Source organism: Corynebacterium pelargi, assembly GCF_014635485.1.
GTDB classification, from domain to species: domain Bacteria; phylum Actinomycetota; class Actinomycetes; order Mycobacteriales; family Mycobacteriaceae; genus Corynebacterium; species Corynebacterium pelargi.
Genome location: NZ_BMCX01000001.1, coordinates 433,872 through 455,452, shown reverse-complemented (window position 1 = coordinate 455,452; position 21,581 = coordinate 433,872). Strand labels below are relative to the sequence as shown.

Annotated in this window: 24 protein-coding genes; 17 read left to right on the top strand and 7 right to left on the bottom strand. The window is 57.5% G+C overall.

What is annotated here, in order from left to right:
- The first annotated feature begins 8 nt into the window (after positions 1 to 8).
- Genes IEU99_RS02060 through IEU99_RS02050 form a run of 3 tightly spaced genes read left to right on the top strand, consistent with a single transcriptional unit; the run spans position 9 to position 1,301 of the window.
- Positions 9 to 644: a YigZ family protein gene (locus IEU99_RS02060; protein ID WP_128889553.1), complete on the top strand. Its 636-nt coding sequence runs from the start codon at positions 9 to 11 to the stop codon at positions 642 to 644.
- Between the two features lie 58 nt (positions 645 to 702).
- The gene (locus tag IEU99_RS02055) at positions 703 to 930 is read left to right on the top strand and encodes a hypothetical protein (protein WP_229718373.1); all 228 of its coding nucleotides are present in this window, start codon (positions 703 to 705) and stop codon (positions 928 to 930) included.
- Positions 927 to 1,301, top strand: coding sequence for an RNA-binding S4 domain-containing protein (locus IEU99_RS02050; RefSeq protein ID WP_128889555.1), 375 nt, complete (start codon positions 927 to 929; stop codon positions 1,299 to 1,301). Before IEU99_RS02055 ends, IEU99_RS02050 begins: the two co-directional genes overlap by 4 nt.
- Before the next feature lie 9 nt (positions 1,302 to 1,310).
- Here IEU99_RS02050 and IEU99_RS11030 read toward each other — a convergent pair whose 3' ends face one another.
- The 7 genes from IEU99_RS11030 to IEU99_RS02020 form a co-directional block, all read right to left on the bottom strand.
- Complete coding sequence (locus tag IEU99_RS11030; protein ID WP_268234351.1) at positions 1,311 to 1,433, bottom strand: hypothetical protein; 123 nt, start codon at positions 1,431 to 1,433, stop codon at positions 1,311 to 1,313.
- Positions 1,434 to 1,540: 107 nt separating this feature from the next.
- A complete protein-coding gene (locus IEU99_RS02045; protein WP_229718337.1) occupies positions 1,541 to 2,560 on the bottom strand; it encodes a GTP pyrophosphokinase in 1,020 nt (339 codons plus the stop codon).
- 7 nt (positions 2,561 to 2,567) lie between these two features.
- Positions 2,568 to 4,946 (bottom strand): malto-oligosyltrehalose synthase, encoded by a 2,379-nt coding sequence (treY, locus tag IEU99_RS02040; protein ID WP_128889557.1) that lies wholly within the window; start codon positions 4,944 to 4,946, stop codon positions 2,568 to 2,570.
- Between the two features lie 91 nt (positions 4,947 to 5,037).
- Positions 5,038 to 5,691: a hypothetical protein gene (locus IEU99_RS02035; protein ID WP_128889558.1), complete on the bottom strand. Its 654-nt coding sequence runs from the start codon at positions 5,689 to 5,691 to the stop codon at positions 5,038 to 5,040.
- A 96-nt stretch (positions 5,692 to 5,787) separates the two neighbouring features.
- On the bottom strand, positions 5,788 to 7,095 hold the full coding sequence (locus tag IEU99_RS02030) for a 3'-5' exonuclease (protein WP_128889559.1): 1,308 nt from the start codon (positions 7,093 to 7,095) through the stop codon (positions 5,788 to 5,790).
- A 15-nt stretch (positions 7,096 to 7,110) separates the two neighbouring features.
- Positions 7,111 to 9,291, bottom strand: a complete 2,181-nt coding sequence (gene glgX / locus IEU99_RS02025; protein WP_128889560.1) for a glycogen debranching protein GlgX — start codon at positions 9,289 to 9,291, stop codon at positions 7,111 to 7,113.
- Positions 9,288 to 9,887: a TetR family transcriptional regulator gene (locus IEU99_RS02020; RefSeq protein ID WP_229718336.1), complete on the bottom strand. Its 600-nt coding sequence runs from the start codon at positions 9,885 to 9,887 to the stop codon at positions 9,288 to 9,290. Before IEU99_RS02020 ends, glgX begins: the two co-directional genes overlap by 4 nt.
- A gap of 222 nt (positions 9,888 to 10,109) precedes the next feature.
- Here IEU99_RS02020 and IEU99_RS02015 point away from each other — a divergent pair, with 222 nt between their 5' ends.
- The 14 genes from IEU99_RS02015 to trpC all read left to right on the top strand — a co-directional run bounded on the left by IEU99_RS02015 (position 10,110) and on the right by trpC (position 21,537).
- Positions 10,110 to 10,769: an Rv0361 family membrane protein gene (locus tag IEU99_RS02015; RefSeq protein ID WP_128889561.1), complete on the top strand. Its 660-nt coding sequence runs from the start codon at positions 10,110 to 10,112 to the stop codon at positions 10,767 to 10,769.
- Between the two features lie 133 nt (positions 10,770 to 10,902).
- On the top strand, positions 10,903 to 11,409 hold the full coding sequence (locus tag IEU99_RS02010; protein ID WP_128889562.1) for a hypothetical protein: 507 nt from the start codon (positions 10,903 to 10,905) through the stop codon (positions 11,407 to 11,409).
- Positions 11,410 to 11,668: 259 nt separating this feature from the next.
- On the top strand, positions 11,669 to 12,982 hold the full coding sequence (hisD, locus tag IEU99_RS02005; protein ID WP_128889563.1) for a histidinol dehydrogenase: 1,314 nt from the start codon (positions 11,669 to 11,671) through the stop codon (positions 12,980 to 12,982).
- Positions 12,983 to 13,144: 162 nt separating this feature from the next.
- Positions 13,145 to 14,248 carry a histidinol-phosphate transaminase gene (locus tag IEU99_RS02000; protein ID WP_128889564.1) on the top strand — a complete coding sequence of 368 codons (1,104 nt, stop codon included), beginning with the start codon at positions 13,145 to 13,147 and terminating at the stop codon, positions 14,246 to 14,248.
- A gap of 45 nt (positions 14,249 to 14,293) precedes the next feature.
- Complete coding sequence (gene hisB / locus IEU99_RS01995; protein ID WP_128889565.1) at positions 14,294 to 14,893, top strand: imidazoleglycerol-phosphate dehydratase HisB; 600 nt, start codon at positions 14,294 to 14,296, stop codon at positions 14,891 to 14,893.
- Between the two features lie 2 nt (positions 14,894 to 14,895).
- Complete coding sequence (locus IEU99_RS01990) at positions 14,896 to 15,096, top strand: CG2302 family histidine operon protein (RefSeq protein WP_128889566.1); 201 nt, start codon at positions 14,896 to 14,898, stop codon at positions 15,094 to 15,096.
- Positions 15,097 to 15,462: 366 nt separating this feature from the next.
- Positions 15,463 to 16,707, top strand: coding sequence for an MFS transporter (locus IEU99_RS01985; RefSeq protein ID WP_128889567.1), 1,245 nt, complete (start codon positions 15,463 to 15,465; stop codon positions 16,705 to 16,707).
- A gap of 11 nt (positions 16,708 to 16,718) precedes the next feature.
- Positions 16,719 to 17,348, top strand: coding sequence for an imidazole glycerol phosphate synthase subunit HisH (gene hisH / locus IEU99_RS01980; RefSeq protein WP_128889568.1), 630 nt, complete (start codon positions 16,719 to 16,721; stop codon positions 17,346 to 17,348).
- A gap of 59 nt (positions 17,349 to 17,407) precedes the next feature.
- Positions 17,408 to 18,136 (top strand): bifunctional 1-(5-phosphoribosyl)-5-((5-phosphoribosylamino)methylideneamino)imidazole-4-carboxamide isomerase/phosphoribosylanthranilate isomerase PriA, encoded by a 729-nt coding sequence (priA, locus tag IEU99_RS01975; protein WP_128889569.1) that lies wholly within the window; start codon positions 17,408 to 17,410, stop codon positions 18,134 to 18,136.
- A complete protein-coding gene (locus IEU99_RS01970; protein WP_128889570.1) occupies positions 18,133 to 18,924 on the top strand; it encodes an inositol monophosphatase family protein in 792 nt (263 codons plus the stop codon). Before priA ends, IEU99_RS01970 begins: the two co-directional genes overlap by 4 nt.
- Entirely contained in the window at positions 18,903 to 19,679 is a 777-nt protein-coding gene (gene hisF / locus IEU99_RS01965) for an imidazole glycerol phosphate synthase subunit HisF (protein ID WP_128889571.1), read from the top strand. The genes IEU99_RS01970 and hisF overlap by 22 nt, the downstream gene beginning before the upstream one ends.
- A gap of 5 nt (positions 19,680 to 19,684) precedes the next feature.
- On the top strand, positions 19,685 to 20,041 hold the full coding sequence (hisI, locus tag IEU99_RS01960; RefSeq protein ID WP_229718372.1) for a phosphoribosyl-AMP cyclohydrolase: 357 nt from the start codon (positions 19,685 to 19,687) through the stop codon (positions 20,039 to 20,041).
- The gene (locus IEU99_RS01955; protein ID WP_128889573.1) at positions 20,038 to 20,643 is read left to right on the top strand and encodes a TIGR02234 family membrane protein; all 606 of its coding nucleotides are present in this window, start codon (positions 20,038 to 20,040) and stop codon (positions 20,641 to 20,643) included. The genes hisI and IEU99_RS01955 overlap by 4 nt, the downstream gene beginning before the upstream one ends.
- An 87-nt stretch (positions 20,644 to 20,730) precedes the next feature.
- Complete coding sequence (gene trpC, locus IEU99_RS01950; RefSeq protein WP_128889574.1) at positions 20,731 to 21,537, top strand: indole-3-glycerol phosphate synthase TrpC; 807 nt, start codon at positions 20,731 to 20,733, stop codon at positions 21,535 to 21,537.
- Positions 21,538 to 21,581 lie beyond the last annotated feature (44 nt).

Here is a 21,581-nt window from a genome sequence, read left to right as displayed (position 1 = left end):
GCGAAAGCATGTACCTGTGCCCAGTTGAAGAAACCTTTACCGCAGAACTCGAAATTAAGCGTTCGAAATTTCTTTGTTTTATCCACCGGGCCGATACAGAAGACGCAGCTCGCGCATTTATTGCAGACATCAAAGCCACGTACCCAGATGCACGGCATCACTGCAGTGCATTTATCTGCCATCAGGAAGGATTCACACCAATTGAGCGATCCTCCGATGATGGGGAACCATCTGGCACGGCAGGCCAACCCATGCTCGATGTGCTGCGCGGCAGTGGGATCGAAGACATCGTGGCGGTGGTGGTGCGTTATTTCGGGGGCATCAAACTCGGCGCCGGAGGCCTAGTCCACGCCTATTCGGAGGCGGTGAGCTTAGGTTTAGAGCAAGTACGCACCGTGCGACGCACGCAGGTTGGGCTTTATCAGGTGCAATTAAGCCACGCCCAAGCCGGCCCAGTTGAAGCCCGACTCAGAGCAGCAGGGGTGCAGGTGCTTCAAAGCGATTATGGCCAAAAAGTCACGCTGACCCTTGGGGCACAAGAAGAGCACGTCGATCACCTCCGCGCCTTGCTTGCCGAGCTCACCTCAGGTGCAGCAAAGCTGCAAGAAGCGGGGAGCACGTGGATGGAAGAAGCAGTCGAATAACTGTGAAGGTAGGCGCCGGGCGGGGTAGATGCGGCAGGTTAAAATGAAGGCTGTGACTATGCAACGACGCCCAAGAAATAGCATCGAACAACGCAAAGCCGATGTGCGCAAATACTCCAAAACTGCAGCGGTCGGGGTGATCGGTGGCGGCGGGATAGCGCTTATTGGTTTGCTAGCCGGTGCCAGCTCGCTGATCGTTATCGGATTGGTTTTGGCTATTGCTTTGGGTGGTTTTGGCGTGGCGAAGGTGCGTTCGATTACGAACTATCGAGATCCTCAGGCATGAGTGGCTCCGTTCGGATCGATGCCTGGGTGTGGGCGGTGCGTTTGGCTAAAACCCGCGCTCAAGCAGCCGAGGCCTGCAAGGCTGGGCACGTCAAGCTCAATGGCACTGCGGTGAAACCTTCACAGCAGGTGGTGGTGGGCGATCATGTGAGGGTGTGGCTGAATCACCACGAAAAACGCGTTGAGGTTACCCAACTGATTCGCAAGCGCGTTGGGGCTGCAGTCGCCCGGGAGTGCTATATCGACCATTCTCCTCCGCCCCCGCCGAAAGAGATTATTGCCTCGATGCCGAAGCGCGATCGAGGAGCCGGGAGGCCAACAAAAAAGGAGCGCCGCGAGACTGATCGTTTGCTCGGCAGGCGCCCCAGGTAGCAGGTTGGCTTAGAGGTTGATCCAAGCCGGAGGGAAGTCGATGTTGAATTGACGGAAGGCATCGGCGATGGCGAGCCCCCACACGTGGACTGCGTCGGCCAGTTGCGGGAAGAGTTCAAAAATAACCTGCATAAAAGATCTCCTTCGTATGAAAGCCTTTGATTCAAGGCTAATCAAAATGTTGATCGCCACCTTAGCGCCTCGCTCGCAGGCGCGCTAGCGTTTGGGCCTGAGGCTCGCTAGGGTTCCTGCTCGAATAAGACAGTGGGATCGGCCTGCCTGGCTTTGTGCAAAGCCTCAAGCCGCCTGCGCAAGCGAGGGATGCGCTGTTTGGGGTGCGCACCGCTGCTGCCTGTTTTTTCGATATGCGTTTCGCCAAAGCTCAGCAGCAGGAGGTCGTCGATAAGCCGAATTTGCCCCGGTTGGAAGCGATAATCAAGGCCGTCGCGGACTAAGGCGATGCGCTGCGGGGACAGCAATTGGCGCAATTGCGATGCGGTGGTGATGTCGTGGGCGTGAAGCAACTCTTCGAGCCATTGATAGTGTTCGCTGCGCGAAGGTGGCACGGTATTGCCCAAGATCATTGCGATGATGCCCGGCAGGGTCTCTGCCGAAAACGCCACATCCTTGCTGGAGGTGGTGTCGGGTTCCCGGATCGCGGCAATTTGATCGAATTGTTGGTCTGCAAGCTCGATCAGGCCGGCGGTGAGGGTAAATGCGCGGTCGATTTGTGGGTCAAGATCTGTTGCGCGTTTATAGCGAATATCGTGCTCGAATTCTGCCCAGGCATGCTGCAAGACGGTGCGGATCTGAACTTCAAATTGCTGCCCGAGGTATTCGCGAAGGCTTTCCACGCGCTCATCGACTTTCAAAATCAAATGATGCGAGCCGTAGCCAAAACCTCCCGAGATTCGTGTTTGGGCGGTCTTATCCACTGAGCGCACAACACTAAAAACATCGTCGATGGCGTCAATGACGTGGGGGATCTCGGTGGAATGCAAGGTGGTGATGCGCACACCAATAATGTCGTGCACATCCTGCCAAGGATCGGGATAGATCCACTTGCCATCTGCCTTTTTATTGGCTTTGGCTTTTAAGGAGCTCCACTTTTTCACCCGGGCAGCAACCCGGTCGTAGGTGAGGCCGGCATCTGCAAGCACATCTTCGAAAGCATCCACGAAATCCTCAGCAGCCTGAGGATGCTCCTGGTTAAACGCACGAAGCTTTTGGCTCAACTGCGTGATGCGCTTCGACCCCACGAGGCTCCTACCTTTCTTTGACCAATAAACAACAAGGCAATGTAGCAAACAGCTCCGCGCACTCCACCGTTGCGCTATAGCTTCTGCCGCTAAGCTCATCGCGCCAAGTACCAGAAGGAAGCTTCAAAGTGGTGTTCTCCCACTCCTCGGCGCATTGCCAACGCGCGGGTTTACGCACGGCAAAGGCAATCACGTGCAGCACACCATTGGCATCACCACGGGCAAAGCCGATGCACTTAGATTCCGCAGGTCCTTGGGCAAATACTGCCTGGTAGGAACCGCCAACGAAGCACTCCGGTATCCTTGCCCTCAGCGCTAAAGCGGCGTGAGTGAGCTGCAATTTCGCGGCATCTGGGTTGCTGAAATCCGGCGGTGCGGCAAGCAGTTGCTTCCTGCGGGTGTAATCGACAAAGCGGCGATTATCTGGATCCACCAGGGAGTCGTCGAAAAGCTCAGTGCCCTGATACACATCGGGGATGCCCGGGGCGCAAAGCTGCAGAAGTTTCCTGCCCAGAGAAATCGGGAGGGCCGCCTGCTCAAGCTTTTCGACGAACGCGCTGATCAAACCGGTAGCAGGGCCAGAGAGCAGTGCATCGATCCAATCGCCTACGGCCCGTTCAAATTGCTCATTGGGCTCGGTCCAACTGGTGTGCACCCCGGCCTCGCGCACCGCTTTGAGCCCATAGTCTTGCACTCTTGAACGCAGTGTCTCGGTGATGTCACCATCGGCAGGCCATACGCCGAGAATGTTCTGCAAAAGGAAATGCCCAGTGCCGCCGTCGGGTGCGGGGACAAGCTGGTGGACCTTGTGGCATAGCTCGACAAAGCCTGCCGGGTCTAAGGTGAGCGCGATAATGCGGGCGCGTACATCTTCGCTGCGTTTGGTGTCGTGGGTAGACAGCGTGGTCATCGCACGAGGCCAGAGTTTTGCACGCTCTTGCTGCAGCATATGAAATTCCGCCGCGGAGACACCGAAGCGACCCGGCGCGCCACCGACTTCTTGCAAGGCCACCAAACGGCACGCGCGATAGAAGGTCGTATCCTCCACGCCCTTGGCCATCACGGCGCCGCAGACTTGGGCAAAACGGGTTGCTGCCTCTCCATTGGCGAGCATGGCGGCGGCGAAAACATCGAGTGCAGCTCTGCGGGTGGGGAAGCGGTGGGCGTGATCGGCGATGGCGGTGGCCGTTAATCGCGACAGGGAAAGATAATCGGCTCGGTACACCGGCATTTCTGCCACCAATTCGATCACCGTCTCGCGCAGAAGTTCCTCACTGACGCTGTGGCCGCCGGTGGAGAAATTATCTGCTCGAATGGCGCGAAGGAGCCGAAGAATCTCCGCATTCAGTTCTCCGGCGGCTACTTCGGCTTTTAACATATGCTCCGTGGCGGCAATGGCGGTGGCATTCCAGGTGGATCCCGATTGCTCCAAGGCCAGCATGCTCAATGCGTCTTCGGCACTGCGGTGCACGAATACCCCGTCGAATTCCCTTAAGGCGTCGTAGCCAGTGGTGCCATCGACTGCCAAACGCGGATCCAAGGGCTCTTCTACGCCGAGAATTTTCTCAATCACCAGCCACCGATCACCGATTAATGTTCTGAGCCTTTGGAGGTAGGCAAAGGGATCGGCGAGGCCGTCGGGGTGATCGACGCGCACACCGTCGATGAGGTCTTCTTCAATCAACTGCCGGATCATGGCATGGGAGTGCTCAAAGACTTCCGGATCTTCTTGGCGGATACCGGCGAGGTCGTTTACGGAGAAAAACCTGCGGTAGTTGATGACACCTGTGCGCCAGTCCAGCAGCGCATAGTGCTGGTTTTGGTATGTCTCAAGTGGTGTTTTCTGCCTTGTGCCGGGGGCAATGGGGAAGAGGTGTTCATAGTAGCGAAGCACCTCTTCACCTTCGACCTGGTCGAATTCCAATGCCTTTTCATCGCCTTCGGCGCCTAAGACCGGGAGTGCGATGCGGCCATTGGCGCCATTGTCTTGTCGGAAGTCGATATCGAAGTAGTGGGCATAGGCGGAGCCTTGACCATGCTTGAGTACATCCCACCACCAGGCATTTTGGATTGGTGTAGCAATGCCTACGTGATTGGGCACGATATCGATGACCACGCCCATGCCGAGAGACTTCGCGTGGTGGGCAAGGCTGCGGAAACCGTCGATGCCACCGAGCTCAGGGTTGATCACCGTGGGATCCACTACGTCATAGGAGTGCGCTGAGCCTTCGCGCGATTGCAGGATCGGGGAGAGATAAATATGGCTCACGCCCAAATCGTGAAGGTATTCCAAAATATCTTCGGCCTCGGAAAAACCGAAGGCACGACCATTGGGATCAGCTTTAGGGCCTCGAAGCTGCAGACGGTAGGTTGCGGTGATATTCACGCCATTAACCCTAGGTGAGATCCACCACCTGTGGGCGCACCTTGAGCTGGGCGTGTGTAAAAGCGAAGCTGCCAGATATACGGCATGTGCCTTATGCCGACAATAAGGAAGCAAAGCGGATGGGTTGCACCTTGCCAAAGCGTTGGCTGATCCAATGTTCAAGCAGCGGGCAGGCGGTGGGGCTGAGCAATACTGTGCGGTGATCGGGGGCGAAAAATACTGGCGGCGCGCCGAAAACGTTGCTGAAGTGACGGTGGATAATGCCGTGAAGGTGCGGATGAGCCAACCAGCCCGAAGGCAAAGAACCGGGTGTATCCATTTGCATCCCGGCGCTGGGTTGGCCGGTAAGTAGCGCAGATGGGCGCGCCCGAAGGGCTAAACCAGATTCGGTGGTGGCGCGTTTCATGGCGTTCTCGGCGGCAAGCTCGAAGGCCTGCACAAGGCTGAGGCCAAGCGCCTGGAAGGTGCGTACTTTCAGTGGAATGTGAGGGGCGTGCATATGCACGAACTCGGCACTGTGGTGATCATTCAGCCGAAGCCGAGCCACAGCAGCCGAGCGATCCAGAGGCTGTTTGCGTCTTTGTTGCCCACCGGGGCTGGGGTGAGCAGCCTCGGTGTTGTGCGCTAGTCGGAGCACAATGCCTGCCTGAAATTCTTCTGCCTGGGCAATGAAGCGCTCGTGGCGTGCTGCCACGGTGTTGGCGCTGTGCTGATCGTTTGGTGGAAATGTGATGCTTTGCTGCATGAACCTTCTCAACCCCTTGGCCACTGATGCTTGCTAAAGAAAAACCTTCTATAGCTCTTTGACGCATTTGGGGGCTGATCGGTTCCCTACAACTTTTTAAAACGGGGGGTCTTCTTCCAAACCGAGCTGGGTGACAAGCTCTTCTTTGGACCAAATCTCCAGCTTTTGGCCTTTTGCTTGCAGCTCTTCGGCACGCTTGAGCTTGGAAGTTTTTCCCTCCCATGGACCTGAGACCAAGATGGTGGTTTTCTTGGTCACGTTCTTTGCCACATGCGCACCCTGCTCGGCCATGGCGTTCCATAATTGGCCCTTGGAGTAGGGCTCGAAGTCTCCGGAAAGCACCACGGTTTGGCCATAGAGATTGCCCGCTGGGTCTGCCTGGGTATTGGCCTCTGGAATTTCATCGGGAGTGGCAACCTTGGCCCAAGGCTGCCGAGGCTTCTTCGGCTGCTGTGACTGCTCTGGGGTCAGCGCTGCTATTTCTACGTCGTCATTGGCTTTGAGGCTGCGATCACGCAACACCGGATACACCTTCGAGCCGTCGAGGTGGCCAAGCTGGAAGCCTAAGGAGTGCATCACATCAGCTAAGGAACCTTCGATGCCATCGCGTTGAGCAAGTGCCACGACGATGCCTGCGCATGCCTCTGCATCGGCGCCTGCGTCGTGGTGACGTTGCAAGACCACGTCCAAGGCCTTGGCCACGGTGGGCAGGCGGTGATTGACCACGTCGAGCTTTGCTGCTCGCGCCAGTGCTAGGGAGCAGCCGAAATCAACCTCGGGCACCTCAAGGCCGGCGCTGATGCAGGCTCGACGCACAGCGGTCATATCGAATTGGGCGTTGTGGGCTAAAAGCGGTGAGCCATCCATCCAGGTGCCAAGCCTTTGCAGCGCCTCGGAAAATTCAGGGGCATCGGCGATATCTTCTGCGGTGATGCCGTGGATGGCGATATTGGCATCATCGAAGGTGTTGAGCTCATCCGGGGGAGTACACAGCCATGCGTCTTGAGCAACAACTGCACCATCGCGAACCTTGCACACGCCGATCTGACAGATCGAACCCCAGTCGGCGTTGGCGGTTTCCACATCAATGGCGAGGAAATCGAGCCCAGGCACCACGACCGCCGGAGCCACCTTGCCCTGCGCTGCGGCTTCTAGTGCATCCACGCAGCGCTGTTGTTCCTTTGTGGCCCCAGGGGCAAAGTTGATCACCACATCGCCAATGCTGATTGCACCCATGGTGGTGGCAGTAGGCAGCGCTATCTGGCTGATGGCGTGGGCATCGCTGAGCTCTATGTGCTCATCGGTGGCCCCAAGGGCGCGTTGGAGTAGCGAGTAGCGCAGCCTTAACTGTTGGCCATTGAGTTGCAGATGGCATCCGTGGGCGTGGAATTCAGCAGCGGGCATACACGTTCCTTTTGGCTACAGGCTGTATTCGTCGGTGGGCTTCTTTTGTTCTGGCTCGACCATACGCAACAACATGGAGGTGCGAGCCGGCAGCTCGATCGTGCCACCCGATTGGATGATTAACGCTTCTTCCGGGTGCCCGGTGTCTTGGTCGGTATCAACGATCATCTTCCAGGAGGCACCGTATTGCTCACTGGGAAGTGTGAACTCGATGGGCTCGTGATAGGCGTTGAACATCAAGATGAAGGAGTCGTCGACAAGCCTCTGGCCGCGCATATCCGTTTCGGTGATGCCTTGGCCGTTGAGGTAGACCATGAGGGATTTGCCGAAGGCGAAGCCCCAGTCGTCTTGCGTCATCAAGCGTCCGGCGGGGGTCAGCCATGCGATATCGCGGTCGCGCACCTCCGAGCCCAGTGGTCCGCCGGCTAGGAATCGACGGCGACGGAATACCGGGTGGTTTTGGCGAATTCGGATTAGTCGCTTGGTGAATTCGACAAGCTCTTCATTTTCGCTAGCCAGATCCCAATTGATCCAACTGAGCTCATTGTCCTGGCAGTACACATTGTTATTGCCGCGCTGCGTCCTGCCCATCTCATCGCCGTGGGCAAGCATGGGAGTGCCCAGGCTCAGCAACAAGGTGGTGAGGAAGTTTCGGTGCTGGCGTTCTCGCAGCTTCAGCACCGTTTCATCATCCGTTGGGCCTTCAACACCGCAGTTCCACGAGCGGTTGTGGCTCTCGCCGTCACGGTTGCCCTCACCATTGGCAGCATTGTGTTTTTCGTTATAACTGACCAGGTCGTTGAGGGTAAAACCATCGTGGGCAGTGACAAAGTTGATGCTCGCCGTAGGCCTGCGGCCATTATTGGCGTAGAGATCAGAAGAGCCAGTGATGCGTGAGGCGAATTCGCCGAGGGTGGCGGGCTCGCCGCGCCAGAAATCGCGAACCGTATCGCGGTACTTACCGTTCCACTCCGTCCAAAGGGGAGGGAAGTTGCCTACCTGGTAGCCGCCTTCGCCCACGTCCCAGGGCTCGGCAATCAGCTTCACCTGGGAGACCACTGGGTCTTGCTGTACAAGATCAAAAAACGTTGCAAGCCTGTCGACGTCATGTAATTCACGAGCCAATGTGGATGCAAGATCGAAACGGAATCCATCCACATGCATCTCGGTGACCCAGTAGCGCAGAGAATCCATGATCATCTGCAATGGGTGAGGATCGCGAACATTCAGGGAGTTGCCCGTGCCGGTGTAGTCCATATAATGCGCGCGGTCGCCGTCGACAAGCCGGTAGTAGGCCTCGTTATCAATGCCGCGGAACGCGATGGTAGGCCCGAGGTGATTGCCCTCAGCGGTGTGGTTGTACACCACATCCAAAATGACCTCGATGCCTGCCTCGTGGAAGCTTCGGACCATGCCTTTAAATTCGCTGACGGCTCCGCCGGGATTGCGAGAGGCCGAATAATCCTGGTGCGGGGCGAAAAAGCCGAAGGTGTTATATCCCCAATAATTGCGCAGGCCAAGGTCGCGCAGGCGATCATCCTGGAGGAATTGGTGCACCGGCATCAGCTCCACGGCGGTAATGCCAAGATCTTTGAGGTACGCAATGATCGCAGGATGCGCCAAACCCGCGTATGTGCCGCGAAGCTCCTCGGGCACATCCGGGTGAGTCATGGTCATGCCCTTGACGTGGGTTTCGTAAATGACCGTCTCATTAAAGGGGATCTTCGGTGCGCGGTCGGCACCCCAATCGAAGAAGGGATTGACCACCACAGACTTCATGGTGTGCGGCAGGCTATCTTCGGTATTCCTGCCAGTGGGATCATCGGGGTTATTGATGTCGTAGCTAAACAGGGAAGGGTGGCCATCAAACTCGCCATCAAAGGCCCTGGCATAAGGGTCGACGAGCAGCTTGGTGGCGTCGCAGCGCTTGCCTGCGGCTGGATCATAAGGGCCGTGCACGCGGTAGCCATAGCGCTGGCCCGGGGTGACGCCGGGAAGGTAGCAGTGCCACACATGCGCATCCACCTCGCGCAATTCGATGCGCTCTTCCTGGTCGTTTTCGTCGATCAGGCACAGCTCCACTTTGTCTGCAACATTGGAAAAGATTGCAAAGTTCGTGCCAGCGCCGTCATAGGTTGATCCCAAAGGGTATGCGTCGCCGGGCCAAATCTGGCGTGCCGGTGCTGAGTCAGTCATGCATCAGACTCTAGCGCGCGGAGTCCCGAATCAATCAAGCGCACACCTTGAAGGAAATGATGGGAATCAGCATCACATTCAGCAGGCATCTGTGAGCCATCCCCAGCCTCTTGCTCGATTGTGGTGCTGGCGCTGTGACCCGCCGTCGCCTGGGCTGCCTGGTGTTCTGCCTGCGCAATCACGGTGGATCCGAGCACAAAATGCAGTGCAGTGCTTGCCCCTAGCTGTGCTTGAGGCCCATCAATAGCGGCAGCGAGTACTGCTTCAATGTCATGGCGTAAATCGGCATCGCTGACTGCGGCGCTAATTAGTTCGGCACCATCGCGATGTGCCAGCATGGTGCGACGAAGCTGCACGCAGGCTGTCTCGAGAGAATCAAAACTCGTGGTGCTCCACTGTGCTAGGAGATGCCTGGCGGTGGCGTCGATAAGCGCTTGCTTGTTTTTAAAATGCCAGTACAAGGCGCCAGGAGCCACGCCCAATTGCGAGGAGACTCGCCGCATCGTCATATCGGCGAGCCCATAGCTATCGAGAATTTCGATGCTCATAGAAATGATGGAGGCCTTGCTTAATTGCACACCGTCTACCTTAGCCAAGAGCATAAACACCCCGCGGGGCTTCTCAGATGCAGGCTGTGCTTGAACGCAGCGGTGGTAATCTTTGCGGACACAGCGCCGATATAGGCCACAGGATGCCGATGCGCTGGTTGCGTGAAAAGAACACGTGCTCGCCTTCAACACTTTTGTGAATGGTGGCCAAAAAACGCAGCGGCAATTGGCAGAAAACAACACGACGAAAGAAGATCGAAGAACGTGCGCATGACTCAGCAGTTAAATATCCGGACCCTTGTAGCTATGCCGGTGCTCGCCGCACTGGCCTTGGCTGCATGTGGATCCGAAGAAGAAGCCGAGCAGGCCACCTCGAGCGTGACCACCACCAAGACTTCAACATCCACCGCAGCACCTTCGGAAGAATCCTCGGAGCCGAGCACCGAAGAAGCAGAAGATGAGCAGCGCCCCACCGAAGGCCCAACCGAGGGCGTGGAGGCACTTGAACAACCACCAGCAACCGTGCAGCGCCCAGAATCTGTGGCGGAGCCTGAGTTTGCTCAATTCGAGCCCGTAGAAGGCGGGCAACCGGCAAGCGAAGAAGACCGAGCTGCCATCGAAGCGCTCGTGAGAGGCCAAGACGAGCAGGTGGGCTTCCGCGATTACCTCAGCTACGTGCCGAACCACACCTGTAGCCGAGTCAAGGATCAAAGCGATCCCGAAGCCTATGATCTTTCCCAATTGCCGAACACGCCCATCAAGGACGATCCGCAATTCGCCGCCGGTAATCCTCACACCGAATCCGTCTCTGACGTGATGGTCAATGGTGACGAGGCATCCGCCACGGTGGTTGCCGTATCGAAGGGCGAGCAGTCGAAACGCACCATGCGTTTCCACCGCGAGGGCGGCGAATGGACCTTCTGTAACTAAGCCTTGTGTAGGTGTGGTTGCATGCCCCTGTGAACACCGTTGGTGTTTGCGGGGGTTTCGTTTATGGGGAACGTTTATCGGTGGGGTACGTTTGGGCGTCGAAAAGCTCTTGGAACAACGAAAGGAACCCGTCATGGCGAAGCGAAGGTTGATTTCTCCGACGTTTGGCGCCTACGCGGGTGCCTTTGCCCTGATTGTGCTGGGATTTGTGCTCGCCGGGCTTGCATGGACGCCGCTGCGACCAGCCTATGAAGGCACGCTGCAAAGCGACGGGGCCATTGAATTAGCCAGCCCGGAACAAAACGTGCAATTTGGTTCCTGGATCAGCTTCATCGCTATCACCGCGCTGCTCGCTGGCATTGTCACGGTCTTGGTCTTACGAAAATTTCCACCGCGGCTCGGTGTGATGTGCTGGCTCGTGCCCACCTTGCTTGTCGCCACCGCGAGCTTTGCCTGGAGCAGCGATATCCTTTTGCACTTTATGGTTCGAGGAACGCAAGTAGGCGACAGCCTGAGCTTCGTTCCGCCCCTGCGCCTGGGGGTAGGAGTATTGGTGGCGCCCTGGGTTGGCTCGGTATTGATGTTTATTGCTTTGCTGCTGCGAGCCGAAGATGACCCGCAGGAGGAATTGCAGGGCTAGCGTCGGCGCCGGTTGCAGGTGTTTGCTGCTGATTGTTGTTGCATCGGGTCTGATTGGTCCGTCGGGTCCGGATCAACACTGCAAGAGTCTGACACTGTGCCCCACGCAAAATTTGCGCGAGGGTGAAAAAATTCGAAAGAAAGCGTATCGGCGCTATAATTTGCGTGCGTTGACTTCACCCTCGCCAGCCCGAGGTGAAGACGACAACGAAGGCCAAATAGTTTTTACACACCTGATATATAAGGAACGCGCGCACAGCATGCTCAATCGAATCGACTTGCGGGGCAAATCCATTGACAAACGAAGCCTGCGACAGGCACTGCCGCGCGGAGGCACCGATGTGCAATCCGTGCTGGCAACGGTAGAGCCCATCGTGCAAGCCGTGCGAGAAGGTGGCGCGGCCGTCGCATTGGATTATGGGGAGCAATTCGATCACTGCCGCCCCGAATCGGTTGTGGTGCCACAAGAGCGAATCCAAGCCGCCGTCGAGGCATTAGAGCCGCATGTGCGCGCAGCATTAGAGGCATCAATCGAGCGCGTGCGCGCCGTTCACGCCGCACAACGCCCAGCAGAGCACACCACCACCTTGGCCGATGGTGCAGAAGTAACTGAACGCTTCATCCCCGTTGAACGCGTAGGCCTCTACGTTCCCGGTGGTAACGCTGTGTACCCATCCTCGGTGATTATGAACGTGGTGCCAGCCCAAGAAGCAGGCGTGGGCTCGCTCGTGGTGGCCTCACCGGCACAAGCACAATTCGACGGCCTGCCGCACCCCACCATCTTGGCGGCCTGCGGCCTTTTGGGCGTAGAAGAAGTGTGGGCCACCGGCGGTGCGCAAGCAGTAGCACTGATGGCCTATGGCGATGATGATCTCGAACCGGTGGACATGATTACCGGCCCCGGCAATATTTTCGTTACCGCCGCCAAGCGACTGGTTCGCGGTGTTGTGGGCATCGACTCGGAGGCTGGCCCTACCGAAATTGCGATCCTTGCCGATGATTCTGCTGACCCGGTCTGGGTAGCCTACGACATGATCAGCCAGGCAGAACACGATGTGATGGCCGCATCGGTGCTGATCACGGATTCCGAACAGCTCGCCGATGCTGTAGACCAAGCCATTAGTGATCGCTATCAGGTGACCCGCAATGCTGAACGCGTAGCCCAAGCCCTCGAAGGTGAGCAGTCCGGCATCGTGTTGGTGAGCGACCTTGAAGCCGCCATTGCTGTTGCCAATGCCTATGCCGCTGAGCACCTGGAAATCCACACCGAGCACGCCGCAGATGTCGCTCGACGTATCCACCATGCGGGCGCCATTTTCGTCGGTGGGTTTAGCCCGGTGCCGCTGGGAGATTATTCCGCAGGCTCAAACCACGTACTGCCGACCTCCGGGAGTGCTCGCTTTAGCTCGGGGCTTTCCACCCACACCTTCCTTCGGGCAGTCAACGAGATCCACTACGACGAAGCAGCACTCAAAGAAATTGCAGAGCATGTAGTCAACTTCGCGGATGCCGAGGATCTTCCCGCCCACGGAGAAGCAATCCGTTGCCGCTTTGAGCAACTCGGCACCTCCTAGCTGCACCACTCAACAACTGCTTGAAGGCCAGGCCGGCGGCATTTGATATGGCACCGCCCGAGCCTGGCTGAGCAATCAAGCTCTTGATACTGATTACTTCATACTGATTCAACGACTTAAACGACGTTTCCCTACGGGGTTCTCAATACAGAAAGCACACGCGTGTCCAACATTGATGTCAATGACCTGCCGTTACGTGAAGAACTACGCGGCGAGAAAGCTTATGGCGCACCCCAATTGCAGGTGAAGGTACGCCTGAACACCAACGAAAATCCCTACCCACCATCGGATGCACTGGTAGAAGAAGTTGCCCACGAGGTGGCGTTGGCATCCAAAGAGCTCAACCGCTACCCGGAACGCGACGCAGTGGAGTTACGCACCGCTCTTGCCCGCTATATCTCGGAACAAACCGGTGTGCAGGTCGGTTTCGAGCAGGTGTGGGCCGCCAACGGTTCCAATGAGGTGCTGCAGCAACTACTCCAGGCCTTCGGCGGCCCCGGTCGATGTGCCCTCGGATTTACCCCGAGCTACTCCATGCACCCAATTTTGGGCAAGGGCACGCAAACCGAATTTATTGCCTGCCCGCGCGATGAAAACTTCCGCATCGACGTCGATGCAGCCCTTGAGGCAATTAAGCAGCATCGCCCCAGCATCATTTTCATCACCACTCCGAATAACCCGACCGGTGACGTCACCAGCCTCGAAGACATCGCCACCATTGTTGAGGCCGCGCCGGGCATTGTCATTGTTGATGAAGCCTATGCAGAGTTCTCCGATTCGCCTTCAGCACTGACACTCCTGGAGCGTTTCCCCGCAAAGCTCGTGGTGTCGAGAACAATGAGCAAAGCCTTCGACTTCGCAGGCGGCAGACTTGGTTATTTCGTAGCCGATCCGGCCTTTGTGCAGGCAGTGATGCTGGTGCGCCTGCCTTACCACCTTTCCTCGCTATCGCAGATCACGGCAACTGTGGCGCTTCGCCACAGTGAAGAGACGCTCGGTACGGTGGCGCTGCTGGCAAAGGAACGCGAACGCGTCGCAGCGGCATTGAACGATATGGGCTACCAAGTGGTGCCGAGTGAATCCAACTTCATCCTCTTCGGATCCTTCGAAGACCAGCACGAGGCGTGGCAGGCCTTCCTTGATCAAGGTGTGCTGATCCGCGACGTAGGCGTTACAGGCTATCTGCGAGTGACCATCGGGCTGGTAGAAGAAAACGATGCGTTTATCAACGCTGCACGTGCGATCATGGAATCAACGCAGCACTAACACCGACTCACACCCAGCCAACAACAATTTCCCAAGGAGTAAGCGATGACGCGCACCGCCACCGTCACCCGCACTACCAGCGAATCCGACATCACCGTCAGCATCGATCTCGACGGCAGCGGCAAGGTGTCAGTAGATACTGGGGTGCCCTTTTTCGACCACATGCTCACCGCATTCGGTGTGCACGGCGCCTTCGATCTTCAGGTGCAAGCCAAAGGTGATACGCATATCGATGCCCACCACACCGTCGAAGACACCGCCATTGTGCTCGGTCAAGCCATCGCGCAGGCCGTGGGGGATAAGAAGGGCATTCGTCGCTTCGGCTCATTCGATCTGCCCATGGATGAAACCCTGTGCCAAGCAGTGGTGGATTTCTCCGGACGCCCCTATTTTGTGATGCGCGGTGAACCAGAAGCAATGGTGCACACCGTCATTGGTGGGCACTACGCCACGGTGATCAATGAGCACTTCTTTGAGTCTTTGGCACTCAACGCCAAAATCACCCTGCACGTGCTGTGCCACTACGGGCGTGATCCGCACCACATCACCGAGGCGGAATTTAAGGCGGTGGCTCGAGCAATTCGCCAGGCAGTAGAACCTGATGGGCGCCTTGCAGGCATCCCCTCAACGAAGGGAGCGCTCTAAGCATGATCTTTGCGCAAGAAACCCCAAACACAGGCAGCGTGGTGCTCATCTATGTGTTATTCCTGCTTGCGGGTTTGCTCGCAGGTGGTGCATGGACGGTGTACCGCAATCACTCGAAATTCCTCGGTGTCGCCCTTGGCGGCTGTGCTGTCATGGCTGCAGCAGCAGGCATCGTGTGGGCGATTGGCTTCTATACCTCTTAACCCAAGCGAACGCCCGGCTGTGGCACATGCGCGGCCGCGTCACGCTGCCTGAAATTTCCTGCCGGCGCTGCTGAGCTATCTGGCTTCGACGAACCCGGCTTGCAAACGTGCCCCCGGGATGTGCCCTGTGCGTGACGCATCCGGGGGCATTGTTGCAGCTTGAATTGACTTCTTTGCCGCAGGGGATAGTGTCGATGGCAGATTCAAACGCATAAGGCTCCGAAGCTTTCTTCGGGGTCATTCATTTTGCCCTGTTCCATCCCATCGCCACCTCGGAGGTGAACCATCACTGCTACCGCTGTACAAGATCGTGTCAATGAAGCTCAGCGCTCCACAGTTTCGTCGGTGCTTCGATTACCAGGGCTAATGCCCACGATTATTGCGGTGGCGGCGGCGTTTGCGGCCTTTTCCATTCTGCTTCCGGTCATTCCTCTGGCGGTTATTTCCCATGGCGGCACCGATACGCTCGCCGGTATGGCCACCGGCGTGTTCATGGCTGTCACGGTGGCAACCCAGTTGATCACGAATCGTTTGGTGCAGCGTTTTGGTTTCCGCCCGGTGATGTTGGTTGCCGCGTTGTTGCTGGGGTTGCCGGCTTTGTGGCATATGTTCAGCTTCGCTGCGCCCTCGGTGCTCGTCGTGGCAGGGCTTCGCGGCATCGGCTTTGGTGCACTGTGCGTGGCGCAGTACGCCCTCGTTGGCCAACTTGTTCCAGCCGGCATGCTGGGCAAAGCCTCGGGGTTAATCGGTGTGTTCGTTGGTGCCTCGCAGATGGTGTTTTTGCCGGTGGGGCTTTGGCTTCTCGACGCCGGCGTATCCATGAACATCGTCTTGTTGCTCGCGGCGGCCGTCGCATTATTGGCAGCAGTCATGTGCATCTGGATTCCATCAATTGAGCCGGAGCGCCCGGAACCGTGGTCGCCTGAGCACGATCCGGCCGTAAAGAAAGTCTCCTTGCGGCGCCGGGTCACCATGCGCGTGGTGCGTAGGCCAAGGCGCAAAGGCATGAAAGTCACCATCGCTCCTGCAATCGCACTGGCCAGCGTTTCTATGGGCTACGGTGCCGTTTCCAGTTTCCTGCCGGCCTCTGTGCGCGAAGCCGACCCCATCAGCGGTGCCTCAATCGCAGGCATGATGCTCTCGATCGTCGGTTTGGCTCAACTTGTCTCGCGCTATATCTCCGGATCCATTGCTGATCGCCAGAACAAAGCAGGCCTTGGAATGCTGCCCGGCCTAGCGCTGTCTTCTGTGGGCATGGCTGGAATGTGTGCGGTGATTGCCTGGGGTCTACCGCTGTGGCTGCTGATCATGGCGGCTGTGTGCTTTGGTGCTGGTTTCGGGCTGGTGCAAAACGATGCGCTGCTGGAGATGTTCCTGCGTGTGCCCCGCGAGCGTCTAGGTTCTGCCTCCACGGTGTGGAATGCGTCCTTTGATACCGGAACAGGTATCGGTGCGATCACCTTGGGCATGGTGGCTGCATCGCATGGTTATACGGGTGCATTCCTGTGCGGTGCGATCTTGGTCATGCTGGGCATTACGGCAGAAGTGATTGATCGGGTGCGCAGAAGCAGGGCACTTGCCAAGCTCAGCGCCAGCGAAGCTCTCCGGTAGGATCAGCGCTTATGAAAACTGTGGCGCTGCTTGATTATGGCTCCGGCAATCTGCGTTCTGCTCAACGAGCACTTGAGCGAGTAGGCGCAGAGGTAGAAGTAACGAGGGATCCCGACGTGGTGCTCTCGGCCGATGGATTGCTCGTGCCCGGTGTGGGCGCATATGCGGCGTGCATGCAGGGGCTTCGAGAAGTCTACGGTGACCGCATGATCGGCCAGCGCCTGGCAGGAGGCCGCCCCGTGATGGGGATTTGCGTTGGAATGCAGATCCTTTTCGATCAAGGCGTAGAGCACGGGGTGCAGGCCAAAGGTACTGGGGAATGGCCCGGTGTGGTCGAACGCCTTGATGCTTCGGTGCTGCCGCATATGGGTTGGAACACCGTAGATGTTGCCCAGGGCAGTGAGATGTTCCGTGGCATTGAAAACGAGCGGATGTATTTCGTTCACTCGTATGGTGTTCGGGATTGGGTGTTTGAAGGTGATGATCTCACCACCCCGCCGTTGGTTAGTTGGGCCTGCCACGAACAGGATCGCTTTGTAGCTGCGGTGGAAAATGGTCCGCTGTGGGCCACGCAGTTCCACCCGGAAAAATCCGGTGATGCAGGTGCGGAGTTGTTGAAGAACTGGGTTCGTACCCTCTAAGTACCCTCTAAGTGCACCTTCCTGTAGCTCGGCGGATGTGCCCGCTACACTAATTGGCTATGACCTTTACGCTTCTTCCCGCCGTCGATGTGGTTAATGGCCAGGCCGTGCGCCTCAATCAAGGTGAGGCCGGCACCGAGCAATCTTATGGCAGCCCCCTCGAGTCAGCGCTTCGCTGGCAAGAGGCAGGGGCAAGCTGGCTTCACTTTGTCGATTTGGATGCCGCTTTTGGCCGTGGATCCAATCACGAAATGATGGCGCAGGTCGTCGAAAAGCTGGATTTGCAGGTGGAATTAACCGGCGGTATTCGCGACGACGAAAGTTTGGAGCGAGCACTCGGCACCGGCGCGCAGCGGGTCAATATTGGCACCGCGGCGCTGGAAAAGCCTGAGTGGATCGCCGATGTGTTGGCCCGATACGGCGACAAAGTTGCGGTGGATCTGGCTGTGAAGCTTATCGACGGCCAATGGCGCACCCGTGGCAAAGGATGGGTCAGTGATGGCGGCGATCTTTGGGAAGTCCTCGAAAGGCTCGATGCAGCAGGCTGCCAACGATTTGTCGTCACCGATGTGTCCAAAGACGGCATGATGAGCGGACCGAATGTTGATCTGCTTCGCGATGTCGCCGCCGCCACGGACGCCAAAATCGTGGCATCCGGTGGTATTAGCACCCTTGATGACGTGCTCGAACTTGCCAAGTACGAAGAAGAAGGCATCGATTCGGCCATCATTGGTAAAGCGCTCTACGAAGGCACCATCGACCTGCGTGAGGCACTTCAAGCCCTATGAGTGATTATGCTGCGCTGCTCCAGATTGCCCGGGAGTGTGTAGAAGAAGCCGCGGAACTCTTTCGCGCAGGGGTAGGCGCAGGGCCTGCACTTGATAAAGGCCGCGGCGATTTCGCAACAGAAGTAGACCTCGCCATCGAAACACTGCTGAGCAAGACGCTCAGCCAGCGCACGGGCATTCCTGTTGTAGGCGAGGAGCTTGGCGGAGATACCTCCAACACCATGTGGGTTGTTGACCCCATCGATGGCACATCGAATTATTCTGCCGGCAATCCCATGTCGGCTATCTTGCTTGCCCTAGTTGCCGATGGGCAGCCCAAGGTGGCTATTACAGCGATGCCATTAACGGGCCAGTACTTTGCCTCCTGCGAAGGCATGCCCTTAGAACACAGCGCTCATGCCCAAGGGCAGGGCCATGTTGGGTTTTCCACCATCACCAGTAAGACGAGCTCGCCGGTGCCGCAGGCCATGCGCTTAGATATGCTCGGCGATCTGGCGTGTACTCGCTATCGCCCCAGAATCACCGGCTCCGTGGGCGTTGATTTGGCCTACGCGGCGGCGGGGGTGTTTGCAGCGGGAGTTTCTTTAAGCCCTAATATTTGGGACAACGCCGCAGGAGTGCTCTTGGGCAGATCCGCGCGCTGTACTGTGACTGACATCTGGGGCAATCCCTGGGAATTAGGGGCTGTCGGTGCCGTGATCGGTGAACCGGAAGCTCATCGCACCATCATGAAGATCATGCGTGCGCGCATGGATAAGGAGGCGGAATGGCTGTCGCAATCCGAGTAATCCCTTGTTTGGACGTCGACCAAGGCCGCGTGGTCAAAGGCGTGAACTTTCAAGGGCTTGTCGACGCCGGCGACCCCGTGGAACTTGCTGCCCGCTACGACGCCGAGGGCGCAGATGAACTGACATTCCTGGATGTCTCTGCCTCCAAAGATGGTCGCGGCACCATGCTTGATGTGGTTCGAAGAACTGCCGACCAGGTCTTTATCCCACTGACGGTGGGAGGGGGTGTCAGAAGTGCCGAAGACGTGGATCAGCTTCTGCGCGCCGGTGCCGACAAAGTCAGCGTGAATACCTCAGCGATCGCACGCCCTGAGTTGCTTCGTGAACTTTCACAGCGCTTCGGTGCCCAGTGCATCGTCTTAAGCGTGGACGCCAGGCGCGTACCCGAAGGCGGAACGCCGCAGCCCTCTGGATTCGAGGTCACTACCCACGGCGGCTCCCGTTCTGCAGGCATTGATGCCATCGAGTGGGCCCGGCAAGGCGAAGCGCTTGGTGTGGGCGAAATTTTGCTCAACTCCATGGACGGCGACGGCACCAAGGAAGGCTTCGATCTCGACCTTCTGGCTGCCGTGCGTGAAGCGGTCAATATTCCAGTCATCGCCTCAGGCGGAGCCGGCAAGGCAGAGGATTTCCCACCTGCAGTTGAAGCCGGTGCCAATGCAGTGCTCGCGGCGTCGATTTTCCACTTCGGGGAAGTCACGATTGGCAAGGTCAAAGAGGCGCTCATCGATGCCGAATATGAGGTGCGCCAGTGAGCGAACTGCAACCAGCCGATGCGGCGCTGGATCCCGCCATCGCCCAAAGGGTGCGCTTTAATGCTCAAGGGCTTGTGCCAGCCATCGTGCAATCAACGCAAGGTGAAGTGCTTATGCTTGCCTGGATGGATGAACATGCCCTGGCTTATACCATCGCGACGCGAAAAGGCACCTACTATTCGCGATCGCGCAAAGAATATTGGATCAAGGGCTTAACCTCAGGGCATACCCAATACGTGCATGAGGTTCGCCTCGATTGTGATGGCGATACAGTGCTGTTGACCATCACCCAGGAAGGCGCTGCCTGCCACACCGGCAGCCGCACCTGTTTTGATGCTGATCTGGTGTTAGGAAGCGAATGAAAAAGACCGCAGCCTTATTGCTCGCTCTCGCCGCTGGCATGCTCGCTGGAGCTGCGTCCATGACGTGGTTCGATGTCAGTGCCCATGACGATAAATCAGGGGCCATTGAAACGAGCGTAAGCGGAGCAACTTGGTCAAAAGAAGTCACGGCAATCGCCTTAGCCCTGGCTGCCGCCTGCATTGCGGGGCTCGCGCTTCGCCGCACCGGACGTCGCATCATCGGCATTGCTGCTGCGATCCTGAGCGCCTTGGGTGCATTGCCCTTTGTTGCCGTTTTAAGCAGCGAGGCAGATCCAGAACGCATGCACAAACTGTTGAGCGAGCGTGATGATCAAGGCGTTGCAGTGCTGACCAACTGGGCGCAAATCAACCAGATCGACCTACATCCCTTCGGCCCAATTCTTGGGCTTATTGGCTGCGCACTTGGTCTGGTGGCAGGTGTCTTATTGGCCATGCGCCCAGGCCAAGAGCAACGCGATAAATATCAACGCAGCCAGATCCGCGAAGAAGAATTGGAACAAGACCCTGATTCTGAGCGCGCCCTCTGGGACGCCATCGATGCTGATATCGATCCGACGGATCGTGAGCCGAAGTCGAAATAACCAGGTCTTTGGCCTTCGATTTCTTTGCAAGCACCGTAGCCAAGTACCCTCAGTAGCAATCGCCTACATCACAGACGGGGATCGATCATGGCTTCGGTGTTTCACGAGATCATCAGCGACGTCAAAGGTGACGTCGCCGCTCGGGAGGCTCGCGTATCTTTTGTTGAGATTAAAGCCCGTTCGCGCGCTTGTCCCGCCCCGCGAGATGTAAAGGCCACCCTGGAGCAGCCAGGGTGCGAGGTCATTGCAGAAATAAAGCGCGCAACTCCCGCCCAGGGGTTGCTGGCAAGAATCGAAGATCCTGTGAAGCTTGCCCAGGCGCTTGTCGACGGGGGAGCAGCCCTGATCGCCTGCCACACCGACCCAAAGCGTTTTAAGGGCTCATTGGAAGAAATGGCTGCGATTAGCGCTGCCATTGACGCGCCCGTGTTGTGCCGCGACTTCATTGTCGATCCCTACCAAATCCACGAGGCGCGTTGTTATGGCGCCGATATGCTCACCTTGCGCCCAGCGATGCTGGATCAGGCGCGTTTAAGTGCGCTGATTGACCGCACCGAATCTTTAGGCATGACCGCCTTGGTAGAGGTAAGAAACACCCAGGAAGCCGATAGAGCCATTGCCGCCGGGGCTTCAGTGATCGGGGTAAACGCCCGCGATTTCGCCACCATGGAGTTGAATATGGAGGCGTTTGCCACCATCGCGCCGGGGCTGCCCAAGCATATGTTCCGCATTGCTTTATCGGGTGTGCGAAGCGCTAAAGAGCTACTCAGCTACGCTGCTAGTGGAGCAGATGCGGTGGTGATTGGTGAAAGTATCGTCACCGCCGAACACCCTCGTGAAGCATGCAGGGTGTTGGTTGCCGCCGGGCGTCACCCGGCGTGCCCCTCGCGTTAAATTTCAACACTTGCCTGGAGAACATTTGTGAGCACCGATGTATT

What these genes read in the sequence shown, in the direction of transcription:
- IEU99_RS02060 (WP_128889553.1), top strand. Translation starts at nt 9, where the DNA reads ATGTACCTGTGCCCAGTTGAAGAAACCTTTACCGCAGAACTCGAAATT.
- IEU99_RS02055 (WP_229718373.1), top strand. Translation starts at nt 703, where the DNA reads ATGCAACGACGCCCAAGAAATAGCATCGAACAACGCAAAGCCGATGTG.
- IEU99_RS02050 (WP_128889555.1), top strand. Translation starts at nt 927, where the DNA reads ATGAGTGGCTCCGTTCGGATCGATGCCTGGGTGTGGGCGGTGCGTTTG.
- IEU99_RS11030 (WP_268234351.1), bottom strand. Translation starts at nt 1,433, where the DNA reads ATGCAGGTTATTTTTGAACTCTTCCCGCAACTGGCCGACGCAGTCCAC.
- IEU99_RS02035 (WP_128889558.1), bottom strand. Translation starts at nt 5,691, where the DNA reads ATGCAGCAAAGCATCACATTTCCACCAAACGATCAGCACAGCGCCAAC.
- IEU99_RS02030 (WP_128889559.1), bottom strand. Translation starts at nt 7,095, where the DNA reads ATGCCCGCTGCTGAATTCCACGCCCACGGATGCCATCTGCAACTCAAT.
- glgX (WP_128889560.1), bottom strand. Translation starts at nt 9,291, where the DNA reads ATGACTGACTCAGCACCGGCACGCCAGATTTGGCCCGGCGACGCATAC.
- IEU99_RS02015 (WP_128889561.1), top strand. Translation starts at nt 10,110, where the DNA reads ATGACTCAGCAGTTAAATATCCGGACCCTTGTAGCTATGCCGGTGCTC.
- IEU99_RS02010 (WP_128889562.1), top strand. Translation starts at nt 10,903, where the DNA reads ATGGCGAAGCGAAGGTTGATTTCTCCGACGTTTGGCGCCTACGCGGGT.
- hisD (WP_128889563.1), top strand. Translation starts at nt 11,669, where the DNA reads ATGCTCAATCGAATCGACTTGCGGGGCAAATCCATTGACAAACGAAGC.
- hisB (WP_128889565.1), top strand. Translation starts at nt 14,294, where the DNA reads ATGACGCGCACCGCCACCGTCACCCGCACTACCAGCGAATCCGACATC.
- IEU99_RS01990 (WP_128889566.1), top strand. Translation starts at nt 14,896, where the DNA reads ATGATCTTTGCGCAAGAAACCCCAAACACAGGCAGCGTGGTGCTCATC.
- IEU99_RS01985 (WP_128889567.1), top strand. Translation starts at nt 15,463, where the DNA reads ATGCCCACGATTATTGCGGTGGCGGCGGCGTTTGCGGCCTTTTCCATT.
- hisH (WP_128889568.1), top strand. Translation starts at nt 16,719, where the DNA reads ATGAAAACTGTGGCGCTGCTTGATTATGGCTCCGGCAATCTGCGTTCT.
- priA (WP_128889569.1), top strand. Translation starts at nt 17,408, where the DNA reads ATGACCTTTACGCTTCTTCCCGCCGTCGATGTGGTTAATGGCCAGGCC.
- IEU99_RS01970 (WP_128889570.1), top strand. Translation starts at nt 18,133, where the DNA reads ATGAGTGATTATGCTGCGCTGCTCCAGATTGCCCGGGAGTGTGTAGAA.
- hisF (WP_128889571.1), top strand. Translation starts at nt 18,903, where the DNA reads ATGGCTGTCGCAATCCGAGTAATCCCTTGTTTGGACGTCGACCAAGGC.
- IEU99_RS01955 (WP_128889573.1), top strand. Translation starts at nt 20,038, where the DNA reads ATGAAAAAGACCGCAGCCTTATTGCTCGCTCTCGCCGCTGGCATGCTC.
- trpC (WP_128889574.1), top strand. Translation starts at nt 20,731, where the DNA reads ATGGCTTCGGTGTTTCACGAGATCATCAGCGACGTCAAAGGTGACGTC.